The sequence below is a fragment of the Rothia sp. HC945 genome, assembly GCF_051370785.1.
Taxonomy (GTDB): domain Bacteria; phylum Actinomycetota; class Actinomycetes; order Actinomycetales; family Micrococcaceae; genus Rothia.
The window spans coordinates 39,059-57,465 of record NZ_JBFCSN010000004.1 but is presented as its reverse complement, the minus strand read 5'-3'; the positions used below and the strand labels follow the sequence as shown (position 1 = coordinate 57,465).

The window sequence follows — 18,407 nt, the reverse complement described above, 5'->3', positions numbered from 1 at the left end:
CCCGTGTGTGGGAATTCGAGGGGTGAAGGGGCCTGTGCCCCAAAAGGTCAGTTCGGCAGGCGCGGGGTCCTGGCCGGTGAGGTGCGGCGCGACCTCAAGGAGTCGAAGGCCAGGCCGATGCCCAGAAGCTCCGTGTCCGAGTAGGCCCGCCCAGCGAAAGTCAGCCCTACTGGCATGCCCGTGTCCCGCATGGTTCCCATCGGGACGGTCACGCTGGGGATCCCCAGGTGACGCATCACCAGGTTCCCGTTGGCGACCCAGACGCCGTTGCGCCACCCCAGGTCCGCGGATGCCGGGTTCACATCCATATCGGACGGGGCGACATCGGCCATGGCGGGGAAAACGACGGCGTCCAGGCCGATCTCCTGCATCCACTCCTCGAGGTCGACCCTTCGGGTTTTCTCGAGACCGGCCAATCCTTCGGCAAGATCCGGGATATCTCGGAAGGACTCGATCGGGTTCTCCCTGATGAACGCGGGATATTCGGCGATGTCGTCGTCGAAACCGTCGTACCGGTCGGGCAAGCTGCCTTCCGGGTGCGGAAAGATTTGCGCGCCGTCGACGTCGGCGAGTCGGTTCAGCGCGGCGTCGCCATTGGCCCGGAGGAAGTCGTCCCAGGCCCAAGCGGACAGGTCGAGGATCTCCCGGTCGAGGTACTTGGACGCCACGAGGCCGCGGGTGCGAATGGTCGGCGCCCCCGGCCGGTCGCCTTCATAGTTGGTCACCACGGGAAAATCGACCTCGACGACGCGCGCACCGGCAGCCTCGAGGTCGGCCTTCGCCGAGACCCAGAGATCGATCACGCTCGAACGGGTGTCGATGCGCTGCCCGGTCGAGCCACCGATGCCCGGCTTCTCCGCGGTACCCGCGTCCGGGTCGGCATTGATGTACATGCGCGGAACGCCCAGGGTCAGCCCATCGAGTCGCTGCTTCGCGGCGGCTGGGTCGCCGGTGGCCAGCGGAAGGTACGACGCCGGCCTGACCTCGGAGGCGCGCGGAATATCGATCCACTCTTGTGCGCGCCAGAAGTCTCCGCGGGTATCGGCGTCGTCCGCGACGATCACGTCCAGGACCTCGGCGAGATCTTCAGCGGTCCGCGTGTGGGGAACGACCACGTCCATCGTCGGCACCAGGGGCCAGTTCCCGCGCACCGAGATGACACCGCGCGACGGGGTGTAGGCGAAGAGGGCGTTGCAGGACGCCGGGGCGCGCCCGCTCGACCAGGTTTCCTCGCCCAGCCCGAAGGCGGCGAAACTGGCGGCGGTGGCGGTCCCCGACCCGTTGGAGGACCCCGACCCGAAAACGGAGGTCAGCCAGGATGCGTCGTACGGGCTCTCGGCGCGCCCGTAGACGCCACGCTGCATACCGCCGTTGGCCATGGGAGGCATGTTGGTCAGGCCCAGGCAGATCGCCCCGGCCGCCCGGAGCCTCTCGATCGTGAACGCGTCCTTCTGGGCGACCAGATCGGCGAACGCCGGGCTGCCGGCCGCCGCAGTCAGCCCCCGGACCAGGTAGCTGTCCTTGGCCGTATAGATGATCCCGTCCAGCGGGCCGAGGGTCTCGCCCCGAGCACGGCGTCGGTCCGACTCCCGAGCCTCCGCGCGGGCTTCCGGGTTCCGCACGACCACGGCGTTCAGGGAGGGACCGGCGACGTCGTAGGCATCGACGCGCGCCAAGTAGGCGTCCAGGATCTCCTCACAGGTTGCCCGCCCGGAGTTCATCGCCTCACGCAGGTCGGCGATCCCTGCTTCCACGACGTCGATCCGCGTCACGCCAGGTCACCCCCGGCCGGTTGCTGCTGGGTGATGCAGTGGATGCCGCCGCCACGATCGAAGATGGGCCGCGCCTCCACGGACACGACCTCGCGTCCGGGATAGGCCTCTCCCAATACCTCCCGCGCACGGGAGTCGGCGGCGTCGTCCCCGAAGGAGCAGGCGATCACGGCGCCGTTGGCGACGTAGTGGTTGACGTAGCTCCAGTCCACCGGGCCGAAATCGTCATTGAGCCGGCTCGGGGCGGGCAGATCCAGGATCCGCAGGGGCCGACCGTCGGCGTCGGTCTGGCCTTCGAGTGCTTGCCGGATCTTCTGGGAGACCGCGTGGTCGGGGTGCTCGGGGTTCTGCTGATCGTGCACGAGCACGGTCGCCGCCGAGGTGAAGGTCGCGACGATGTCCACGTGACCGTTGGTCCCGAACTCGTCGTAATCCCTGGTCAGCCCCTGGGGGAGCCAAATGACCTTCCTCGCGCCCAGCGTCCGGGCGAATTCGGCCTCGACTCTTTCCCGCGTCGCGTACGGGTTGCGACGCGGATCGAGCTGCACCGTCTCGGTCGCGAGGAGCGTCCCCGCACCGTCGGTGTGGATTCCGCCGCCCTCGTTGACGAGCACGGAGGAAACCCGCTCGACGCCGGCGGATTCGGCGACAAATCGCCCCAGTTCCGCGGATTTCTCCCACTGCGCCCAGTCGTTGTCGCCCCAGCCGTTGAAGATCCAGTCGACCGCCGCGATCCGCTGCGTCTCCTCGGCGTCCCGCACGAAAGTCGGCCCGACGTCGCGCATCCAGAACTCGTCCACCGGCGCTTCGACCACCTCGATGTCGGAGCCCAGCATGCGCCGAGCACGCCCGACCTCCGACGGGTCGGCGACCATGGTGACCGGTTCGAAATCCGCGATCGCGCGAGCCACGGCAGCCCAGGCTTCGTAGCCCTCCTCGCGCTCGACCTCCGAGGAACCCAGCGTCTCCCCCTCACTGGGGAACGCCATCCAGGTCCTCTCGTGGGGCGCCGTTTCCGCCGGCATCGTCCAGGCCATGGGTCCTTCACTTTCCCGTTCGTCGCCTGCCGTGGCGGAGCGGCCGGGCGGTCGACGAATCATCGTGCGTGTCGATTTAACGAACCAGGTTCGTTTACGTTCTCAGCAAGAGTACATGTGATTTGCACTACTGGGAAGGAGCGCGCGGTCGAGCAGGCCCGAGAGGCGTGGGACGGGGGCGGGTTCGGGTTCGAGGTTCGGGCTTGGGTTTGGGCGCGGGGGACGCCGCTACAGCCCGCTGGGTGGCGGTTACCCGATTCAGAGGTGGTTCCCTCCGAAAGGAGGGGGCTGAACCGCCACGTAACGGAGGTTCTCACCTCCCGATCGTTCAACCCCCACACAACTGCGCCGCTCGTGGGGCCGACGCCGCCCGAAACCCTCTCGAAGTGGCACTTCTGCGCAGAGATCCCCGCGAGGTGGCGAGCCTGTGCGGAATCGGCGGTGAAAATCGCACGAAATCGCCGTCTCGAGCCAGAAACTGCACAGCATTGCCACCTCAACGCCTCACCCCGACGGAGCGCCTCACCCCGGAGCAGCACCCGACCCCGTCACCCGGCCGACCCCGCCCGCCCGAACAACGCCTTGCCCAACAGGGCAACAAGCTGCCGGACCTCCGACTCGTCCAGCTCGGAGAGGGTCACCCGCTGAGCCCGGAAAATCCGCTCGCGAGCCTTGCGGCACACCTCATTCCCCTCCCGCGTGGCCTTGACCCTGCGGATCCGCCGGTCTCGCTCATCCGGAACCCGCTCGACCAAGCCCTCTCCCTGCAGCCGGTCGACGAGCGCCACGATCTGACTCGGATCCAGGGTCAGCATCTCGGCCAATGCCTTCTGCGTCGGAGCATCCTCCTCCCCCGCCAGGCTCAGGACGCTGAAGGACCTGGCGTTGAGGCCGAAGTCCCTCAATTCCCGATTCGCATCCAGGGTTCCGACGGCCCCCAACTTCTCCAACAGGAAGACCGCGTCCCGCGCGATCTCGGTCGACTTCAGACCGGCACCTCCCGGCCCACACACTCCCTCACCATCTGACCCACGCAGGTCAACCTTCGGCGGTTTCGGTTCAACTCGATTAGTCATAGGAACATCATAGAACGAACCAATGATTGACAATTTCAATTATATCGGCTTTGGTGACTGAAGATGTAACCCGAATCACGCAAGGAGTGGACATGACCCTGAAGGACAAAGCCGTCATCGTGACCGGGGCCGGGGCCGGGCTCGGTCTCGCCTACGCCCGCGAAATCGCTCGTCAGGGTGCGAACGTGGTCGTCAACGACGTCGATCGGAAGGTTGCCGACGACGCCGTCGCGCTGATCCGCGGCGAAGGCGGCACGGCCACGGCGTGTGCGGTCGCGGTCGGGACGACCGAGGCGGCCACGCTCCTGGTCCGGACCGCCCTCGAAGCATTCGGTCGACTGGACGGTTTGGTGACCAACGCCGGGATCCTCCGCGACAAGTCCCTGCTCAAGATGCAGGACGAGGATTTCGACGCCGTCATCCAGGTCCACCTGCGAGGCACCTTCACGTGCGTTCGTGAAGTCTTCCGGCACTTCAAGGAGAACGACGTCCAGGGGTCGATCGTGTGTATCGGTTCGCCCACCGGACAGCGGGGAAACTTTGGGCAGACCAACTATGCCGCGGCCAAAGCCGGAATCATCGGCATGGTCCGAACGTGGGCCCTCGAGATGAAAAAGGCCGGCGTCCAGATCAACGCGGCCGTTCCCGTTGCGTCGACCGCCATGACCCGCACGGTCCCCTACTTCCAGAAGGCCATCGAGGCGGAGGACGAAGGCCGCCCGATGCCTTCGTTCTTCCGCCACGACCTCGGGTTCGGTACCGCGGGCGACGTCGCCGGCCTCGTAGCGTACCTGGTCGGCGGCGATCTCGGTGAGAGCGGGCAGGTCGTCGGCATCGGCGGCGACCGACTGCAGGTGTGGACCCACCCGCAGCCCGAGACGACCGAGTACCGCGATGGCGGTTGGGACTACGACCGGCTCGCCACGGACCTGCCTGCCCTGGTCGACCAGCACCGCCAGTCGGTCGGCGAAGAATTCCTGCCCCTCCCGGATGATCTTCGTCCCGAGGAGAAATGATCATGACTCGTTACGAATGCGCCGTCGATCCCGCCGCTGTCTCGGCCATCGACGTCCACACCCACATCGAGCAGGACTCCCACGGCCACGAGTCCATGCCCCACGAGTTCATCGCGGCGTCGGAGAAGTACTTCAAGGCCGGTGACCGGACGCCGCACCTCGAGACCATCGCCGAGCGGTACCGCGAGTGGGGCATGGCCGCCGTGGTCTTCACGGTCGACTCTGAGTCGGCCACCGGCCACCCTCCGATCAGTTCGGAGGAGATCGCCACACAGGCCGCGGACCACGCCGACGTGCTGATCCCTTTCGCGTCGGTCGACCCCCGCAAGGGTCAGGCCGCGGTGGAGCAGGCCAGGAGCCTCGTCGAGGACAACGGGGTCATGGGGTTCAAGTTTCATCCCTCGTTGCAGGACTTCGACCCGTCCGACGAGGCGTTCTCCCCCCTCTGGTCGGAGATCTCGGACCTCGGCGTTCCCGCGCTGTTCCACACCGGTCAGAACGGAATCGGCGCCGGGCTGCGCGGCGGGGGCGGCATCAAACTGGCTCGGTCGAATCCGCTGCTCCTGGACGAGATCGCCGCCGACTTCCCCGACCTGGACGTGATCATGGCCCACCCCTCGGTCCCCTGGCAGGAGGAGGCCAACTCGATTGCGACGCACAAATCCAACGTCTGGATCGACCTGTCCGGGTGGTCGCCGAAGTACTTCCCGAATTCCCTGATCGCTGCCGCCAACCGGTTCTTCCCCGACCGGGTCCTCTTCGGCACGGACTACCCCTTGATCCCGCCGGACAAGTGGCTCCGAGCCTTCGAAGAACGCGAGTTCCGTGACGAGATCCGGGAGGACATCCTCAAGAACAACGTCGCCCGTCTTCTCGGCCTGACCCGGGAAGACAACGCGAAGAAGGAGGGCTGACCCATGGCTCCGACCGCCGACCCGCACCGTTCACTGTTCCCGATGTCCGATCCCCTGGGCGTCTCCGCGTCGCTGACCGACGCCGAGCGCGGCCTGCTCGAAGCCCTCGAACGGACGCTGGCGGACGACGTCGCCCCCTACGTCAACGAAGCGTGGGATCAGGGACGTTTCCCCGACCGCATCGTCCGGCCCCTCGTGGACCTGGACTTGGTGGAGCCGGCCGTGCTCGACGCGGATCCTCGCCCCTTGTTCCGGGGGTTCCGATGCTTCACTCTCGCGAAGACCGATGCGTCCGTCGCCACGTTCCACACGGCCCAGGCGGGGTTGTTCCGCACGGCCGTTCTCGAGGGCGGGGACGCGGAGATGATCGGCGAGTGGAGACCCAAGATCGCCTCGTGGGACCGGTTCGGGGTCTTCTGCCTGACGGAGCCCGATCACGGTTCGGACGTTGCCGGCGGCCTCGCGACCACGGCCCGGCGCGAAGGAGACACATGGCGACTGACCGGGGCCAAACGATGGATCGGCGGCGCGACCCAGGCCGATTGGCTTGCCGTCTTCGCCCGGGACAAGGACGACGGCGAGGTCAAAGGATTCCTCGTCCCGACCGATGCTCCCGGGGTCGAGATGGAGACGATTCAGGGCAAGGCCGCCCTGCGCATCGTGCAGAACGCCCACATCACCCTGGACGACGTCGAGGTCCCCGAATCGATGCGCCTCAAGAACGTCCGATCCTTCAAGGACGTCGCGAGAATGTTGCGCCTCATGCGCTCCGATGTCGCGTGGATCGCGGCAGGGGTCGCCGCCGGCTCCCTCGAAGCGGCCCTCCGCTACGTCACGGACCGCGAACAATTCGGCATGTCCATCGGGTCCTTCCAGCTGATCCAGGAAAAGCTCGCCCGAATGCAGGGAAACGTGGCCCAGTCCATCTCGATGTGCGCGTCCCTCTCCGAGGCACAGGAGAACGGATCCTATCGGGACGAGCACTCGGCCCTGACCAAGGCGACCGTGTGCCTCCGCATGCGCGAAACCGTCGCTCTGGCCCGGGAAGTCTGCGGCGGGAACGGGATCACGTTGGAGGCCGACGTCGCCCGCTTCTTCGCCGACGCCGAGGCCATCTACTCCTACGAGGGAACGCACGAGATCAACAGCCTGATCGTGGGGCGCTCACTGACGGGGATCGGTGCCTTCGTTCCACGACGCAGGAGCTGACACGACAGGTCCAGAACAAAGGAGTTCCCATGACCACCATTGACTACGGGATAGGCACCTACCCGGCCCGCCGCGCCAAGATTCGCGGTGAAGACGTCGCCATCTCCTTCGAGGGAGAGGATACGACCTACGCCCAGTTCGCGGGTCGCGTGAACCGCCTCGCCAACTCCCTCAAGGACCTCGGTGTATCGCCCGGGGACCGAGTCGCCTACGCCGGGTTCAATCATCCGGCGTTGCTGGAAACGTTCTTCGCCACGACCCTCATCGGCGCGGCGTGCGTGCTGGTCAACCCCCGCCTGGCGGGCCCCGAGGTCGAGTACATTCTGCGGGATTGCACCCCGTCGGTCGTCTTCTTCGGCGAGGAACAGGCCCAGAATGCCGAGCGGCTGAGCGCCGGGAACGACCCGGAGGTCCGTTGGTTCGGCGTCGACGACGGCGACGTCGAGTCGCTGCTCGCCGCCGGGTCGGACGACGACGCCGTCGTGCCCCTCGACGAGGACGATACGGCGCTCATCATGTACACCTCGGGGACCACGGGCAACCCCAAAGGCGTCATGCTGAGCCACCGCGCCCTGTTGTTCCAGTATTTCAACGCGATCCTCGGTGAGGATTTCCGCCAGGACGACGTCAACCTGTCCGTCGCTCCCCTGTTCCACATCGCCGGCCTGAACATGTTGGCGGTCCCGACCTTCATGATGGGCGGGCGCATCATCATCCACCGTCGCTTCAAAGCCAGGGAGGCTCTTCGCGCGCTCGCAGAGCATCGCGTGAACTCCGCGTTCATGGTTCCGGCGATGCTCGACGCCGTCGCCCACGAGGAGGGTTTCGACGTCGCGGACCTGTCCATGCTGCGCAACCTCATGGTCGGTGGAGCGCCGCTCCCGGAGCGCATGTTCACGACCTGGGCGGACAAAGGAATCTCGATCAGCCAGGGATTCGGTATGACCGAGACGGCTCCGGGGATCCGCATGCTCGACCCGCGCGACGGGGTCGTCAAAGCCGGGACGGCGGGGAGAGAGCACTTCTTCACCGAGTCACGCGTCGTGGACCTCACCGGGAAGGACGTCCCGCCCGACGAGCCCGGAGAAATCTGGGCCCGCGGTCCCAACCTCATGACCGGTTACTGGGGCAAGCCTGACGAGACCGCTGTGGTCCTTCAGGACGGGTGGTATCGCACCGGCGACGTCGGGAGTGTGGACCCGGACGACTACCTGCGCATTCACGACCGCATGAAGGACATGTACATCTCCGGCGGCGAGAACGTGTACCCCGCCGAGGTGGAGAACGCGCTGCTCAACATCGCCGGAATCGCCGAGGCCGCGGTGATCGGCGTCGACGACGACCGGTGGGGCGAATCCGGGGTTGCTTTCGTGGTTCTCGAACCCGGGGAGGATCTGACTGGGGAAGACATTCGGGACGACGCGCTGAAGCGGCTGGCCAAGTACAAGGTGCCGCGCGAGGTGCGCGTCGTCGAAGACATGCCCAGGACCACGACCGGGAAAATTCGCAAGAACATCCTGCGGAAGACCTACTGAATTCACGCCCTTCCGACCGAGGACGGGCGACAACGACAACGACAACGACAACGACAGGAGCACATCATGACCGCCAAGAACGTCACGCTGGCCGAGTTGCAGGATCTCGTGGGCCAGGAGCTCGGCCCCTGCGAGGCCCGTGAGATCACGCAGGACCAAGTCAACACCTTCGCGGATGCGACCGGGGACCACCAGTACATCCATGTGGACCCCGAGCGCGCCGCAGAGGGCCCGTACGGCACAACCATCGCCCACGGTTTCCTGACCCTGTCCCTGACCCTTCCGATGTTCGCGGAGATCCTCGAGGTCACGGACGTGTCGGCCAAGATCAACTACGGCCTGGAGAAAGTGCGTTTCCCGTCACCGGTGAAGGTCGGCGAGCGCGTTTCGATGACCTCGGTCGTCGCGGACGTGAAGGAGATCGAGGGCGGGGTCCAGCTCAAGGTGGACAACGCCGTCACGGCCGAGGGCGCATCCAAGCCGGCCGTCGCAGCCCGGTCCGTTTTGCGCTTCTACTCGTGATGCGTCGGCGTCCGTCGGCAGAAAGATGAGAGAGCCATGAGCACCACCGATCCGAAGACCACGTCGGCCCATCTCGGCGCCCGGGACCTCCGGCGTGAGGCGAGAAGGGTCATCGCGTCGAGCTTCATCGGCAGCACGATCGAGTACTACGACTTCCTGCTCTACGCGACCGCAACAGCCCTCGTGTTCCCGCACGTGTTCTTCACCAACCTGGACCCGTTGGCCGGCGCCATCGCCTCTGCCGGGACCTTCGCGGCGGGATACATCGCGCGGCCTTTGGGAGGTGCCGTCTTCGGCCACTTCGGCGATCGCCTGGGTCGGAAAAAGATGCTCGTGTTGTCGATGGTGGCCATGGGGTCCGCGTCGACGCTGATCGGGCTGGTTCCCGGTCAGGCGAGCATCGGTTCCTGGGGTGCGATCATCCTGATCGTTCTCAGGGTCTTGCAGGGCATCGCCATCGGGGGCGAGTGGGGCGGCGCCGCGCTCATGGCCCTCGAACACGCCAAAGGCGGCCGGCGAGGATTCGCGGCGTCGTTCACGAATGCCGGAGCCCCCATGGGTGCCGCTCTGGGCACCACGGTCATGGGTCTGGCCAATCACTGGACGGGTGACGCCTTCCTCGAGTGGGGCTGGCGCATCCCGTTCGTGCTGAGCGTGGTGTTGCTCGCGGTCGGCGTCTTCATCCGGTCCAAGATCTCCGAATCACCGATCTTCCGGGAGGCAGTCGAGGCGGACAGGAAACAAGGGGACCGGCCCAAGCTGCCGATCTGGCAGATCCTGAGGCGACCGAAGAACCTGATCCTGGTCATGCTGGGAGGCGCGGGCGGATTCGCTCTCCAGGCGGTCATCTCGATCTTCGCCGTGGGATACGCCGTCGACCACGGGGCGGACCGATCCACGGTCCTGTATCTCTTCGCGGCCGCTTCGGTCGTGAGCATCCCGTGCGTGGTGGGCTGGGCGCGGTTGTCCGACGTCGTCGGCCGCAAGCCGGTGATGATCGGGGGAACCGCTGTCTATCTGTTGCTGATCTTCCCGATGTTCTCCTGGTACGCGTCGGGCCAGGCCGGCTGGATCTTCCTGGCCATGGTGATCGGCCTCTGCTCCCACGCCGCGATCTTCGGTCCCCTGGCGGCGTTCGTGTCCGAACAATTCGGAACCACCGCACGCTATACGGGTGCGTCCCTGGGGTACCAGTTGGCGACGCTCATCGGGGCGGGATTCACCCCCACGATCATCACGTCGATCTTCGCCAAGGCCGGCGGGGAGCTCGCTCCGGTCTTGTGGTACCTGATCGGGATGGGCGCACTCTCGGGGATCTTCATCCTGCTGACGCGGGAGTCGAAGAACAACGACCTGGAAACCTACGAGCACTGAGTCAATCGGAGCCACGCTCGAAGACGCTCCGTGGGAGTGCATCGCGCCCGGGCGCGAGGCCACCCGCGACGCCGCCCCCCACCCCGCTTCGCTCGACCGTCCGGGGGATCAGTAGACTGCTCGTGCATTCCATGACAACCACGCCGCACGGCAGGGACCGGTTCGCACTCGTCCTCTGCGGCACGAGACGAGGAGGCACCCCGTGAGCGAGTCCCCGGTCAGTAATCAGTCCACGTATCGGGGAAAGGTCGCGGTGATCACCGGGTCCTCCCGAGGTATCGGCAGAAGACTCGCGCTCGACCTGGCTGCCCAGGGTGCCTCCGTCGTCGTGAACTACCGGACGAATCACGAACTGGCCGAAGAGGTTGTGGCAGAAGCCGAGCGCCTGGGCGGGCATGCGGTTGCGGTCCAGGCCGACGTCGAAACCCCCGAGGGCGTGACCAGGCTGTTCGACGCCGTCGCTGAGCAGTACGGCCGCCTGGACGTCTTCGTCAACAACGCGGCCGCGGCGGCCTTCAAAAAGATCATGGACCTGAAGCCGCACCACCTCGACCGCTCGTACGCGATGAACGTCCGCCCCTTCGTGCTCGGCGCCCAGGAGGCGGTCAAGCTCATGGACGACGGCGGCCGGATCGTCGCGGTCACGAGCTACGGGAGTCGCCAAGGATTCGCGACCTACGCCGCCCTGGGGTCCTACAAGGCGGCCGTGGAATCATTCATCCGCTACATGGCCGTGGAGTTCGCGCCTTACGGAATCACGGTGAACGGGGTCAACGGCGGGCTCATCGATTCGGACAGTCTGGCCTTCTTCTACGACCAGGAGGGGATGCCGGATATGCAACAGGTGGTCGACCAGATTCCTCTCCAGCGCCCCGGCACCGTGGAGGACATGGCCAACGCGATCGAGTTCCTCGTCTCTCCGCAGGCTGGTTACATCACGGGGCAGACGATCGTCGTCGACGGCGGCCTCACGGTCGCCGCTCCGCCGCGCTACTCGGAGGTCTCCGGTCCGATGACTCTGCCCGAGCGCCCCACCCGGTCCTGACGCATCGGGCCTGACCGCGAGGGGCGGAACCGGAGTCATCACCCGTTGCTGAACACCGCCGAGAACACGACGAGAACGGGGACCGCGACGATAAGGCTGAGCAGCACCGCGTCGCGAGCGAGTGCCGTCGACCCGGGGTAGCGCAACGAGTAGACGTACACGTTCTGGGCGGTGGGAAGAGCCGAACAGAGCACCGGCGCGAGCAGGTCCTTCCCGCCGAAACCGAAAACCGTGGAGCCGATCGCGACGGCGACGAGCGGCGCCGCAACGGTCTTCAGCGCAACGGCCAGGACGATTCCGGCAGTGTCGCCGTTCCGGAACGGCCTGCCGTTTCGCCTGAGGGACATGCCGAAGGCGAGGAGCATCAGGGGCACGGTCGCCTGGCCCACGAGCTCGAACGGGGTCAGGACTGGATCCGGCAGATCGAAGCCCAGGGCGTTGACCGCGACGCCGTGCCGTCGACGTCGTGCCCCGCCCACCGCGCGGTTGGGTGGGGGTTGCCCGAATGAGCGGGGTTTTCCTCCGTTAGGTGGGGCTTGAACCGCCTCCTTACGCCGGGAAAAGGCACCGAATCGGGCAACCGCCACCCAACGCAGCAGGTCGCCCGGCCCAGGCGCCCCCATGAGGCACGAGGTCCCGTGGGTCAAGCCCGTCGGTACCAATGCCGGTTGGCGAGGAAGGCCTTCCAGTTGTTCGTCCACCACTGCCGCCAAGCCGACTTCACCTTGGACGGCTTGGATTCGGCCGGGTCCGGCGTGGGTGTGGGCGCCGGTTCGGGTGCGGGATCCGGGGCGGCTTCCACCGGGGCGACCGCCGCAACGGACGCGGCAGCGTTGATCAGGCCCGCCCCGCACACGCCTTCACAGGGCTGGTCCAGCGGAACGGCCTTCTCTGTGAGGACTCCCTCGACGCGGGCCGGCGTCAGGCCCGGATCCACCGATTTCAAGAGCGCGGCGGCCCCGGACACGTGCGGCGCGGCCATCGAGGTCCCTTGGTAGGCGACGTAGGTCGGATCCTCCGGCGTCGTGGCCCCCGTGTTCAAGGTCGACAGAATCCCGCCTCCACGCTCCCGGGTGTCCCCGCCGGGCGCGGCGACGTCGACCACGGCTCCGAAGTTGGAGTACGGAGCAATCTTGCCGTGAGAGTCCGAGGCGGCAACCGTCACCACGTTCTTGCACCCGGCGGGGAAGAATTCGGCGGCGTCGGCCGTGCTGTTGCCGGCCGACACCACGACCGTGGACCCGCGCGCCACGGCACCGTCGATCGCGTTCTGGGCTGCGCGTCCGCACTGGTGGCGTCCGCCCAAGGACATGTTGATGACCTGAGCGGGAGTCTGATTCTTCGGAACTCCGGGAACATCGCCGCCCGACGCCCACACGATCGCGTCGGCGATGTCGGAGGTGCTGCCACCGCACTTGCCCAGGACCCGGACCGGCTGGATCCTGGCCTCGGGTGCGACGCCGACGACCCCCTGTCCGTTATTGCCCACCGCAGCGATGGTTCCGGCAACGTGGGTGCCGTGCCAGCTGGACTTGGCCTTGCGGTCGTTGTCGCCGCACTCGCGGGGACCGAACCAGTCACCCTCGTCCTGGGGGTCGGCGTCCCGACCATTGCCATCGCGCGCAGCTTCCTCACGGGAGATGAAATCATAACCGGGATTCAGGTTCGCTTCCAGGTCAGGGTGCTTGGTGATCCCGGTGTCCAGGACCGCGACGGTCGTGTCCTTGCCCTGGGTGGTTTTCCAGGCACCGGGCACGTGTGCACCCCACTGACCGTGCAGACCCCACAGCGACGAATACATGGTGTCGTTCGGGTCAGCGGGTTTGTCCTCGTCGTCCTTCGGGGCTTCATCAGCCTTCTCGTCCGCGATGGTGACCAGTGCGTCCGGCTCGACGTAGTCCACCGTGTCCGACTGCGCCAGCTTCTCCATGAACTCGGCGGATTCCCGCGGGTCGAGCTTCTGGTCGGTCGCGACGACGACGCTTCCGTCCGCAGTCTCCCTCACGACATCGGCCGAGGTACCCACGGCCTTCTCGGCCACGTCCACGGCCTGCTCCCGGTCCTCGGTGGAACGGCTATTACCTGTGAAGGTGACGATGAATCGATCCAGGCCGTCCGCATTCGGGTCGATGCGCTCGTGCTCCACCTGAACGGCCGTCCGGTCTTCGGGGGACGCGGGCACCCGCTCCACCGCCGATGCCCCTTCGGCAAGCCCCCATGCCGAAAACACCACGGTCGCCATGGTGACAGCGCAAGCATTTCGCGCAACCTTTTTGATTCGACTTCCCAGGGAACATTGTTTCCCTTGATCACAACCGATCATATTTCTCCCCATAGTGCGGTAATTCGAAAATGAGGATGGACGACGCCGTCGGAGCGACTCCATCCCCATGATGGCGCTGATCCGTGAGATCTTCGCGCGCACGATGGAGAAATTTACAACAGATTTTTTGAATCGAGAAGTGCCACTATTCACATAGAAAAACTATGTTTTAGGAGGTGTGTGGGTGGCAATGATTGTGCGTGTTCGTTTTCCCTGGTGACCGAGATATTCGGGTCGCGCTTCGTGGAGGCCCGGGAATCACCCCATGAACTTCTCCGCCAGACCCCGCGACGCCTGGGTCAGCAGCTGCACATCCGCCCCGACCAGTACGAACGAGGCACCGGCGTCGAGGTACTTTCGCGCCTGGTCGTGGTCGAACGCGTTGACGCCGACCTTCTTGCCGGCCGCACGCACGGCGTCGAAGACCGAGAGCACGGACGCCGTCACGTCCGGATGTGTCTGTTGCCCCAGCACACCCATCGAGGCGGCCAGGTCGGACGGGCCCACGAAGACGGCGTCGACGCCGTCCACCGCCGCGATCTCCGCGGCGTTCTCCACCGCGGCCGAGGATTCGATCTGTACCGTCAGGGACACCGTGTCCTCGGCCCGCCCGAGGTACCCCTCAACCGCTCCCCACCGGGAGGCCCGGGCCAGGGCGGAGCCGACGCCGCGGACTCCCCGCGCGGGATACCGCACGGCGGCCACGGCCTGCCGCGCTTCCTCGGCGGTGTCGATCATGGGCACCAGGAGGTTCTGGGCGCCCAGGTCGAGGAACTGCTTGATGAGCACGGTGTCCAGGGACGGGACGCGAACCATTGGCGTCGTCGGGTAGGCGGCGAGCGCGCGGAGCAGGGATGCGGTGGTCTCAAGGCCTATCGGGGAGTGCTCGCCGTCCAGCAGGACCCAATCGAGCCCTGAGCACCCGGCGATCTCGGCGGCGACGGGCGAACCCGAGCACACCCACATCCCCACCAGGGGCCGGTCCGCGCCGGCCAGGGTCCGAGCGAAGGTGTCGGGAAGTTCTACACGAAACGGCATGTGATGGCCCCCAGGTTTCCGTAGTCGGCGTGGACGGTATCGCCCTGGTGCACCCACATCGGGCGCGTGAAGGAACCCGCGAGGATCGTCTCCCCCGCCTTGAGTGAGTCCCCGTGTGAGGCGAGTTTGCGCGCGAGCCAGACGACGCCGGCGGCCGGGTGGTTCAGCACCGCCGCGGCCACGCCGGTTTCTTCGATCGTCTCGTTGCGGTACAGCATCGCGGCAACCCATCGCAGGTCCACGGCGTCGGGTGCCACCGGGCGCCCGCCCAGAACCATCGCCCCCAGGGCCGCGTTGTCGCTGATGGTGTCGACGATCGTGCGCCCTTCCATCTCGACGCGGGAGCTCAGCACCTCGAGGGCCGGAGTCACGTACTCGGTCGCTCGGAGGACGTCGTAGATGGTGACGTCGTCGCCCGCGAGGTCTTCCTTCAGCACGAAGGCCAGCTCGACCTCGATGCGGACGTTCGAGTACTGGCCGTGCTCGATCACCGAGCCGTTCTCATAAACCTGGTCCGCGAAGATCGCACCGTAGTCCGGTTCGGTGATCCCCGTGGCCTGCTGCATGACTTTCGAGGTCAAACCGATTTTCCGTCCGGCGAGCCGCCGGCCGGCGGCCTCGCCCCGGCGTCGCCACTCGTTCTGCACGGCGTAGGCGTCCTCGACCGTCATATCGGGGAACCGCGAGGTCAGCCGCGGAATCATCCCGCGGGACTCCTCCGCGGCGGCGAGGTCGTCCGCGATCGAGGTGAGCTGTTCCTTCTCGAGCATATTTCCCTCCTCAGACCTGGTGGCCCAGTTTGAAGCCCTTGGATGCCTGGCCGCGGTAGGTTCCGGCCTCATCGTCGGCACGCGTGTAAGAGAACCCGTCCGCGCCAATCGTCACGTCCATCTCGGACTTGTCGTCCCGTTCGCGGACCGGTTGCGGGTTGCCGTCGAGGTCCAGGACGAGAGACGCCTCCGTGTACCAAGACGGCACCACGGGATTTCCCCACCAGTCACGACGCTGGTTGTCGTGGACATCCCAGTGGACCGTCGGGTTGTCCGGGTCGCCGGTGTAGTAGTCCTGGGTGTAGATCTCGATGCGGTGGTCGTCCGGGTCCAGGATGTAGAGGTAGAACGCGTTCGAGACGCCGTGGCGCCCCGGGCCCCGTTCGATCCGGTCGGACAGGCGGAGGGCGCCCATTTTGTCGCAGATGTAGAGGATGTTGTGCTTCTCGTGCGTCGCGAACGCGACGTGGTGCATGCGGGGTCCGTTGCCGCCGGTCATCGCCGTGTCGTGGACGGTGGACTTGCGACGCATCCACGCCGCGTACTCGGTGCCCTCCGCATCCGAGATGTCCTCGGTGATCCGGAAGCCCAGGCCCTCCATGTACCGGCACGCGCGCGGCACATCCGGGGTGACCTGGTTGAAGTGGTCCAGCCGGACCAGCGCGCCCGCGCCGTACAGGTCGTAGCGCCATGCGAGACGCTCGACGTGCTCGACCTCGTAGAAGAATTCGTACGGGAATCCGAGGGGGTCCTCGACCCGCACCGCGTCGCCGATGCCTTTGACGAATCCGTCACGACGACGCTCGGTCCTGCAGCCCATCTCCTTGAAGTAGGCCTCGGCCGTATCGACGTCTTCCGGGGTGCGCACACGGTAGGAGAACGCACGCACCGCAGCCACGGGGCCCTTGCGGATGATCAGGTTGTGGTGGATGAACTCCTCCATGGACCGGAGGTAGATCGCCTCGTCGTCCTCCTCGGTCACGACGAGGCCCAGCAGGTCCACGTAGAAGTCGCGGGACTTCTTCAGGTCGGTCACGACCAGTTCCATGTAGGCACAACGGAGAATATCCGGCGCCGGAACCGATGGTGTCGGGATGGGGTTGGAATCTGTTGCGGTCATCTCAAGCGTCCTTGCTCTGTCGATGGGTTGGATAGGGAGACCGGCATTGCGCCGGTCGGGCGCCCTGTCGGGCGGGCGACGTCGTCCGGTCGGCAGCCGAACGACGCCGCGCGTCCGCACGGGGCTACGCCGTCACTCGGCCTTGCCGAAGACCGGGTTGTGGACCTCGCCCAGGTTAATGTGAACCGCCTGCTGATCGGTGTAGAAGTCGATCGAGCGGTACCCTCCCTCGTGGCCGAGCCCGGAGGCCTTGACGCCGCCGAAGGGGGTGCGGAGGTCACGCACGTTGTTCGAGTTGAGCCAGACCATGCCGGCGTCCACGGACTGCGAGAAGTTGTGCGCCCGTTTGAGGTCATTGGTCCAGATGTAGGCGGCGAGCCCGTACTTGGTGTTGTTGGCCAGCTCGAGCGCCTCCTCCTCCGTGTCGAACGGGGTGATCGCGACGACGGGTCCGAAGATCTCCTCCTGGAAGATGCGGGCGTCGGCGGGAACATCGGCGAAGACCGTGGGGGCCACGAAGTTGCCCTCCTCGAATCCGTCGGGGCGCCCGCCCCCGGCCACGAGACGGCCCTCCGTCTTGCCGAGCTCAACGTAGCTCATGACCTTCTCGAAGTGCTCCGGGTGCACAAGGGCACCGACCTCGGTCTTCGAATCGGACGGCACCCCGACCTTGACTCGCTTGGCCTGGGCCGCGTAGCGCTCGACGAATTCGTCGTAGATGCCCCGCTGCACCAGGATGCGGGAGCCCGCGGTGCAACGCTCCCCGTTGAGGGAGAAGACACCGAACACGGTCGCGTTGATCGCGGCCTCCAGGTCGGCGTCGTCGAAGACCACGGCCGGGGACTTTCCGCCGAGTTCCATCGAGAGGCCCTTGAGGTAGGGGGCCGCGTTGGCGAAGATCAACTGGCCCGTGGTGGACTCGCCGGTGAAGGAGATCAGGGGGACGTCCGGGTGCTTGACCAGGGCGTCGCCGGCGTCCTCGCCGAAGCCGTTGACCAGGTTGAACACGCCCTCGGGGAGGCCGGCTTCCTCGAAGATGCCGGCCCACAGCGAGGCAGAGAGCGGGGTGAACTCCGCGGGCTTCAGCACCACGGTGTTACCGGTGGCGATCGCCGGAGCAAGCTTCCAGGACTCGAGCATGAAGGGCGTGTTCCAGGGGGTGATCAGGCCCGCGACGCCGATGGGCTTGCGGTTGACGTAGTTGGCTTGGCGACCCGGGACCTTGAAGGCGTCGTCGTGCTGGGCGACGATCAGGTCTGCGAAGAAACGGAAGTTCTCGGCGGCGCGGCGCCCCTGGCTCAGGGCCTGGCTGATCGGCAGCCCCGTGTCGAAGCACTCCATCGCGGCCAGCTGGTCGCCGCGGTCCTCGACGATGTCAGCGATCTTGTTGAGCACGCGAGCGCGCTCCCGAGGAAGCATGCTGGGCCAGGGGCCCTCATCGAAGGCCTTCTTCGCGGCGGCGACCGCGGCGTCGATATCGGCGTGCTTGCCCGCCGCGGCCGTGATGTACGGGTCGTTGGTCACGGGGTCGATGACATCGAACGTCTCACCGTCCAGGGAGTCGACGAACGAGCCGCCGATGTAGTGACGGATGGTCTCGGGCAGGTTCTCCGGACGGGCGTTGACCTGGTGTGCAGTGGTCATGTTGCTCCCTTC

16 protein-coding genes are annotated in these 18,407 nt (G+C 66.4%); 7 read left to right on the top strand and 9 right to left on the bottom strand.

All coding sequences use genetic code 11. From position 1 onward, the window contains the following. Nucleotides 1-47: 47 nt before the first annotated feature. The 3 genes from AB0Y14_RS11415 to AB0Y14_RS11405 all read right to left on the bottom strand — a co-directional run bounded on the left by AB0Y14_RS11415 (nucleotide 48) and on the right by AB0Y14_RS11405 (nucleotide 3,885). Nucleotides 48-1,772: an amidase gene (locus tag AB0Y14_RS11415; protein ID WP_436589385.1), complete on the bottom strand. Its 1,725-nt coding sequence runs from the start codon at nucleotides 1,770-1,772 to the stop codon at nucleotides 48-50. Next, nucleotides 1,769-2,809 (bottom strand): agmatine deiminase family protein, encoded by a 1,041-nt coding sequence (locus AB0Y14_RS11410; RefSeq protein ID WP_436589384.1) that lies wholly within the window; start codon nucleotides 2,807-2,809, stop codon nucleotides 1,769-1,771. The genes AB0Y14_RS11415 and AB0Y14_RS11410 overlap by 4 nt, the downstream gene beginning before the upstream one ends. Nucleotides 2,810-3,357: 548 nt before the next feature. Next, nucleotides 3,358-3,885 (bottom strand): MarR family winged helix-turn-helix transcriptional regulator, encoded by a 528-nt coding sequence (locus AB0Y14_RS11405; protein ID WP_436589383.1) that lies wholly within the window; start codon nucleotides 3,883-3,885, stop codon nucleotides 3,358-3,360. Between the two features lie 92 nt (nucleotides 3,886-3,977). Between AB0Y14_RS11405 and AB0Y14_RS11400 the strand changes: the two genes are divergently transcribed. The 7 genes from AB0Y14_RS11400 (at nucleotide 3,978) to AB0Y14_RS11370 (ending at nucleotide 11,500) form a co-directional block, all read left to right on the top strand. Continuing rightward, on the top strand, nucleotides 3,978-4,901 hold the full coding sequence (locus AB0Y14_RS11400; protein ID WP_436589382.1) for an SDR family NAD(P)-dependent oxidoreductase: 924 nt from the start codon (nucleotides 3,978-3,980) through the stop codon (nucleotides 4,899-4,901). Further along, the gene (locus tag AB0Y14_RS11395; RefSeq protein WP_436589381.1) at nucleotides 4,898-5,815 is read left to right on the top strand and encodes an amidohydrolase family protein; all 918 of its coding nucleotides are present in this window, start codon (nucleotides 4,898-4,900) and stop codon (nucleotides 5,813-5,815) included. The genes AB0Y14_RS11400 and AB0Y14_RS11395 overlap by 4 nt, the downstream gene beginning before the upstream one ends. A 3-nt stretch (nucleotides 5,816-5,818) precedes the next feature. After that, complete coding sequence (locus tag AB0Y14_RS11390) at nucleotides 5,819-7,024, top strand: acyl-CoA dehydrogenase family protein (protein WP_436589380.1); 1,206 nt, start codon at nucleotides 5,819-5,821, stop codon at nucleotides 7,022-7,024. Nucleotides 7,025-7,053: 29 nt separating this feature from the next. After that, entirely contained in the window at nucleotides 7,054-8,559 is a 1,506-nt protein-coding gene (locus AB0Y14_RS11385) for an acyl-CoA synthetase (protein WP_436589379.1), read from the top strand. Nucleotides 8,560-8,625: 66 nt separating this feature from the next. Then, nucleotides 8,626-9,081 carry a MaoC family dehydratase gene (locus tag AB0Y14_RS11380; protein WP_436589378.1) on the top strand — a complete coding sequence of 152 codons (456 nt, stop codon included), beginning with the start codon at nucleotides 8,626-8,628 and terminating at the stop codon, nucleotides 9,079-9,081. Nucleotides 9,082-9,117: 36 nt separating this feature from the next. Further along, nucleotides 9,118-10,455 carry an MFS transporter gene (locus AB0Y14_RS11375; protein WP_436589377.1) on the top strand — a complete coding sequence of 446 codons (1,338 nt, stop codon included), beginning with the start codon at nucleotides 9,118-9,120 and terminating at the stop codon, nucleotides 10,453-10,455. 202 nt (nucleotides 10,456-10,657) lie between these two features. Next, nucleotides 10,658-11,500: an SDR family oxidoreductase gene (locus AB0Y14_RS11370; protein ID WP_436589376.1), complete on the top strand. Its 843-nt coding sequence runs from the start codon at nucleotides 10,658-10,660 to the stop codon at nucleotides 11,498-11,500. A gap of 38 nt (nucleotides 11,501-11,538) precedes the next feature. Here the strand turns inward: AB0Y14_RS11370 and AB0Y14_RS11365 are convergent, their stop codons facing one another. From AB0Y14_RS11365 to hpaE, 6 genes are all read right to left on the bottom strand, one after another. Next, the gene (locus tag AB0Y14_RS11365; protein ID WP_436589375.1) at nucleotides 11,539-11,979 is read right to left on the bottom strand and encodes an AEC family transporter; all 441 of its coding nucleotides are present in this window, start codon (nucleotides 11,977-11,979) and stop codon (nucleotides 11,539-11,541) included. Nucleotides 11,980-12,143: 164 nt separating this feature from the next. Further along, entirely contained in the window at nucleotides 12,144-13,733 is a 1,590-nt protein-coding gene (locus tag AB0Y14_RS11360; RefSeq protein WP_436589374.1) for a S8 family peptidase, read from the bottom strand. A gap of 348 nt (nucleotides 13,734-14,081) precedes the next feature. Next, nucleotides 14,082-14,861 (bottom strand): HpcH/HpaI aldolase family protein, encoded by a 780-nt coding sequence (locus AB0Y14_RS11355; RefSeq protein ID WP_436589373.1) that lies wholly within the window; start codon nucleotides 14,859-14,861, stop codon nucleotides 14,082-14,084. Then, nucleotides 14,846-15,631 carry a 2-oxo-hept-4-ene-1,7-dioate hydratase gene (gene hpaH, locus AB0Y14_RS11350; protein WP_436589372.1) on the bottom strand — a complete coding sequence of 262 codons (786 nt, stop codon included), beginning with the start codon at nucleotides 15,629-15,631 and terminating at the stop codon, nucleotides 14,846-14,848. The genes AB0Y14_RS11355 and hpaH overlap by 16 nt, the downstream gene beginning before the upstream one ends. A gap of 10 nt (nucleotides 15,632-15,641) precedes the next feature. After that, a complete protein-coding gene (gene hpaD / locus AB0Y14_RS11345; protein ID WP_436589371.1) occupies nucleotides 15,642-16,751 on the bottom strand; it encodes a 3,4-dihydroxyphenylacetate 2,3-dioxygenase in 1,110 nt (369 codons plus the stop codon). 132 nt (nucleotides 16,752-16,883) lie between these two features. Then, nucleotides 16,884-18,395, bottom strand: a complete 1,512-nt coding sequence (gene hpaE, locus AB0Y14_RS11340) for a 5-carboxymethyl-2-hydroxymuconate semialdehyde dehydrogenase (RefSeq protein ID WP_436589370.1) — start codon at nucleotides 18,393-18,395, stop codon at nucleotides 16,884-16,886. Nucleotides 18,396-18,407: the final 12 nt, after the last annotated feature.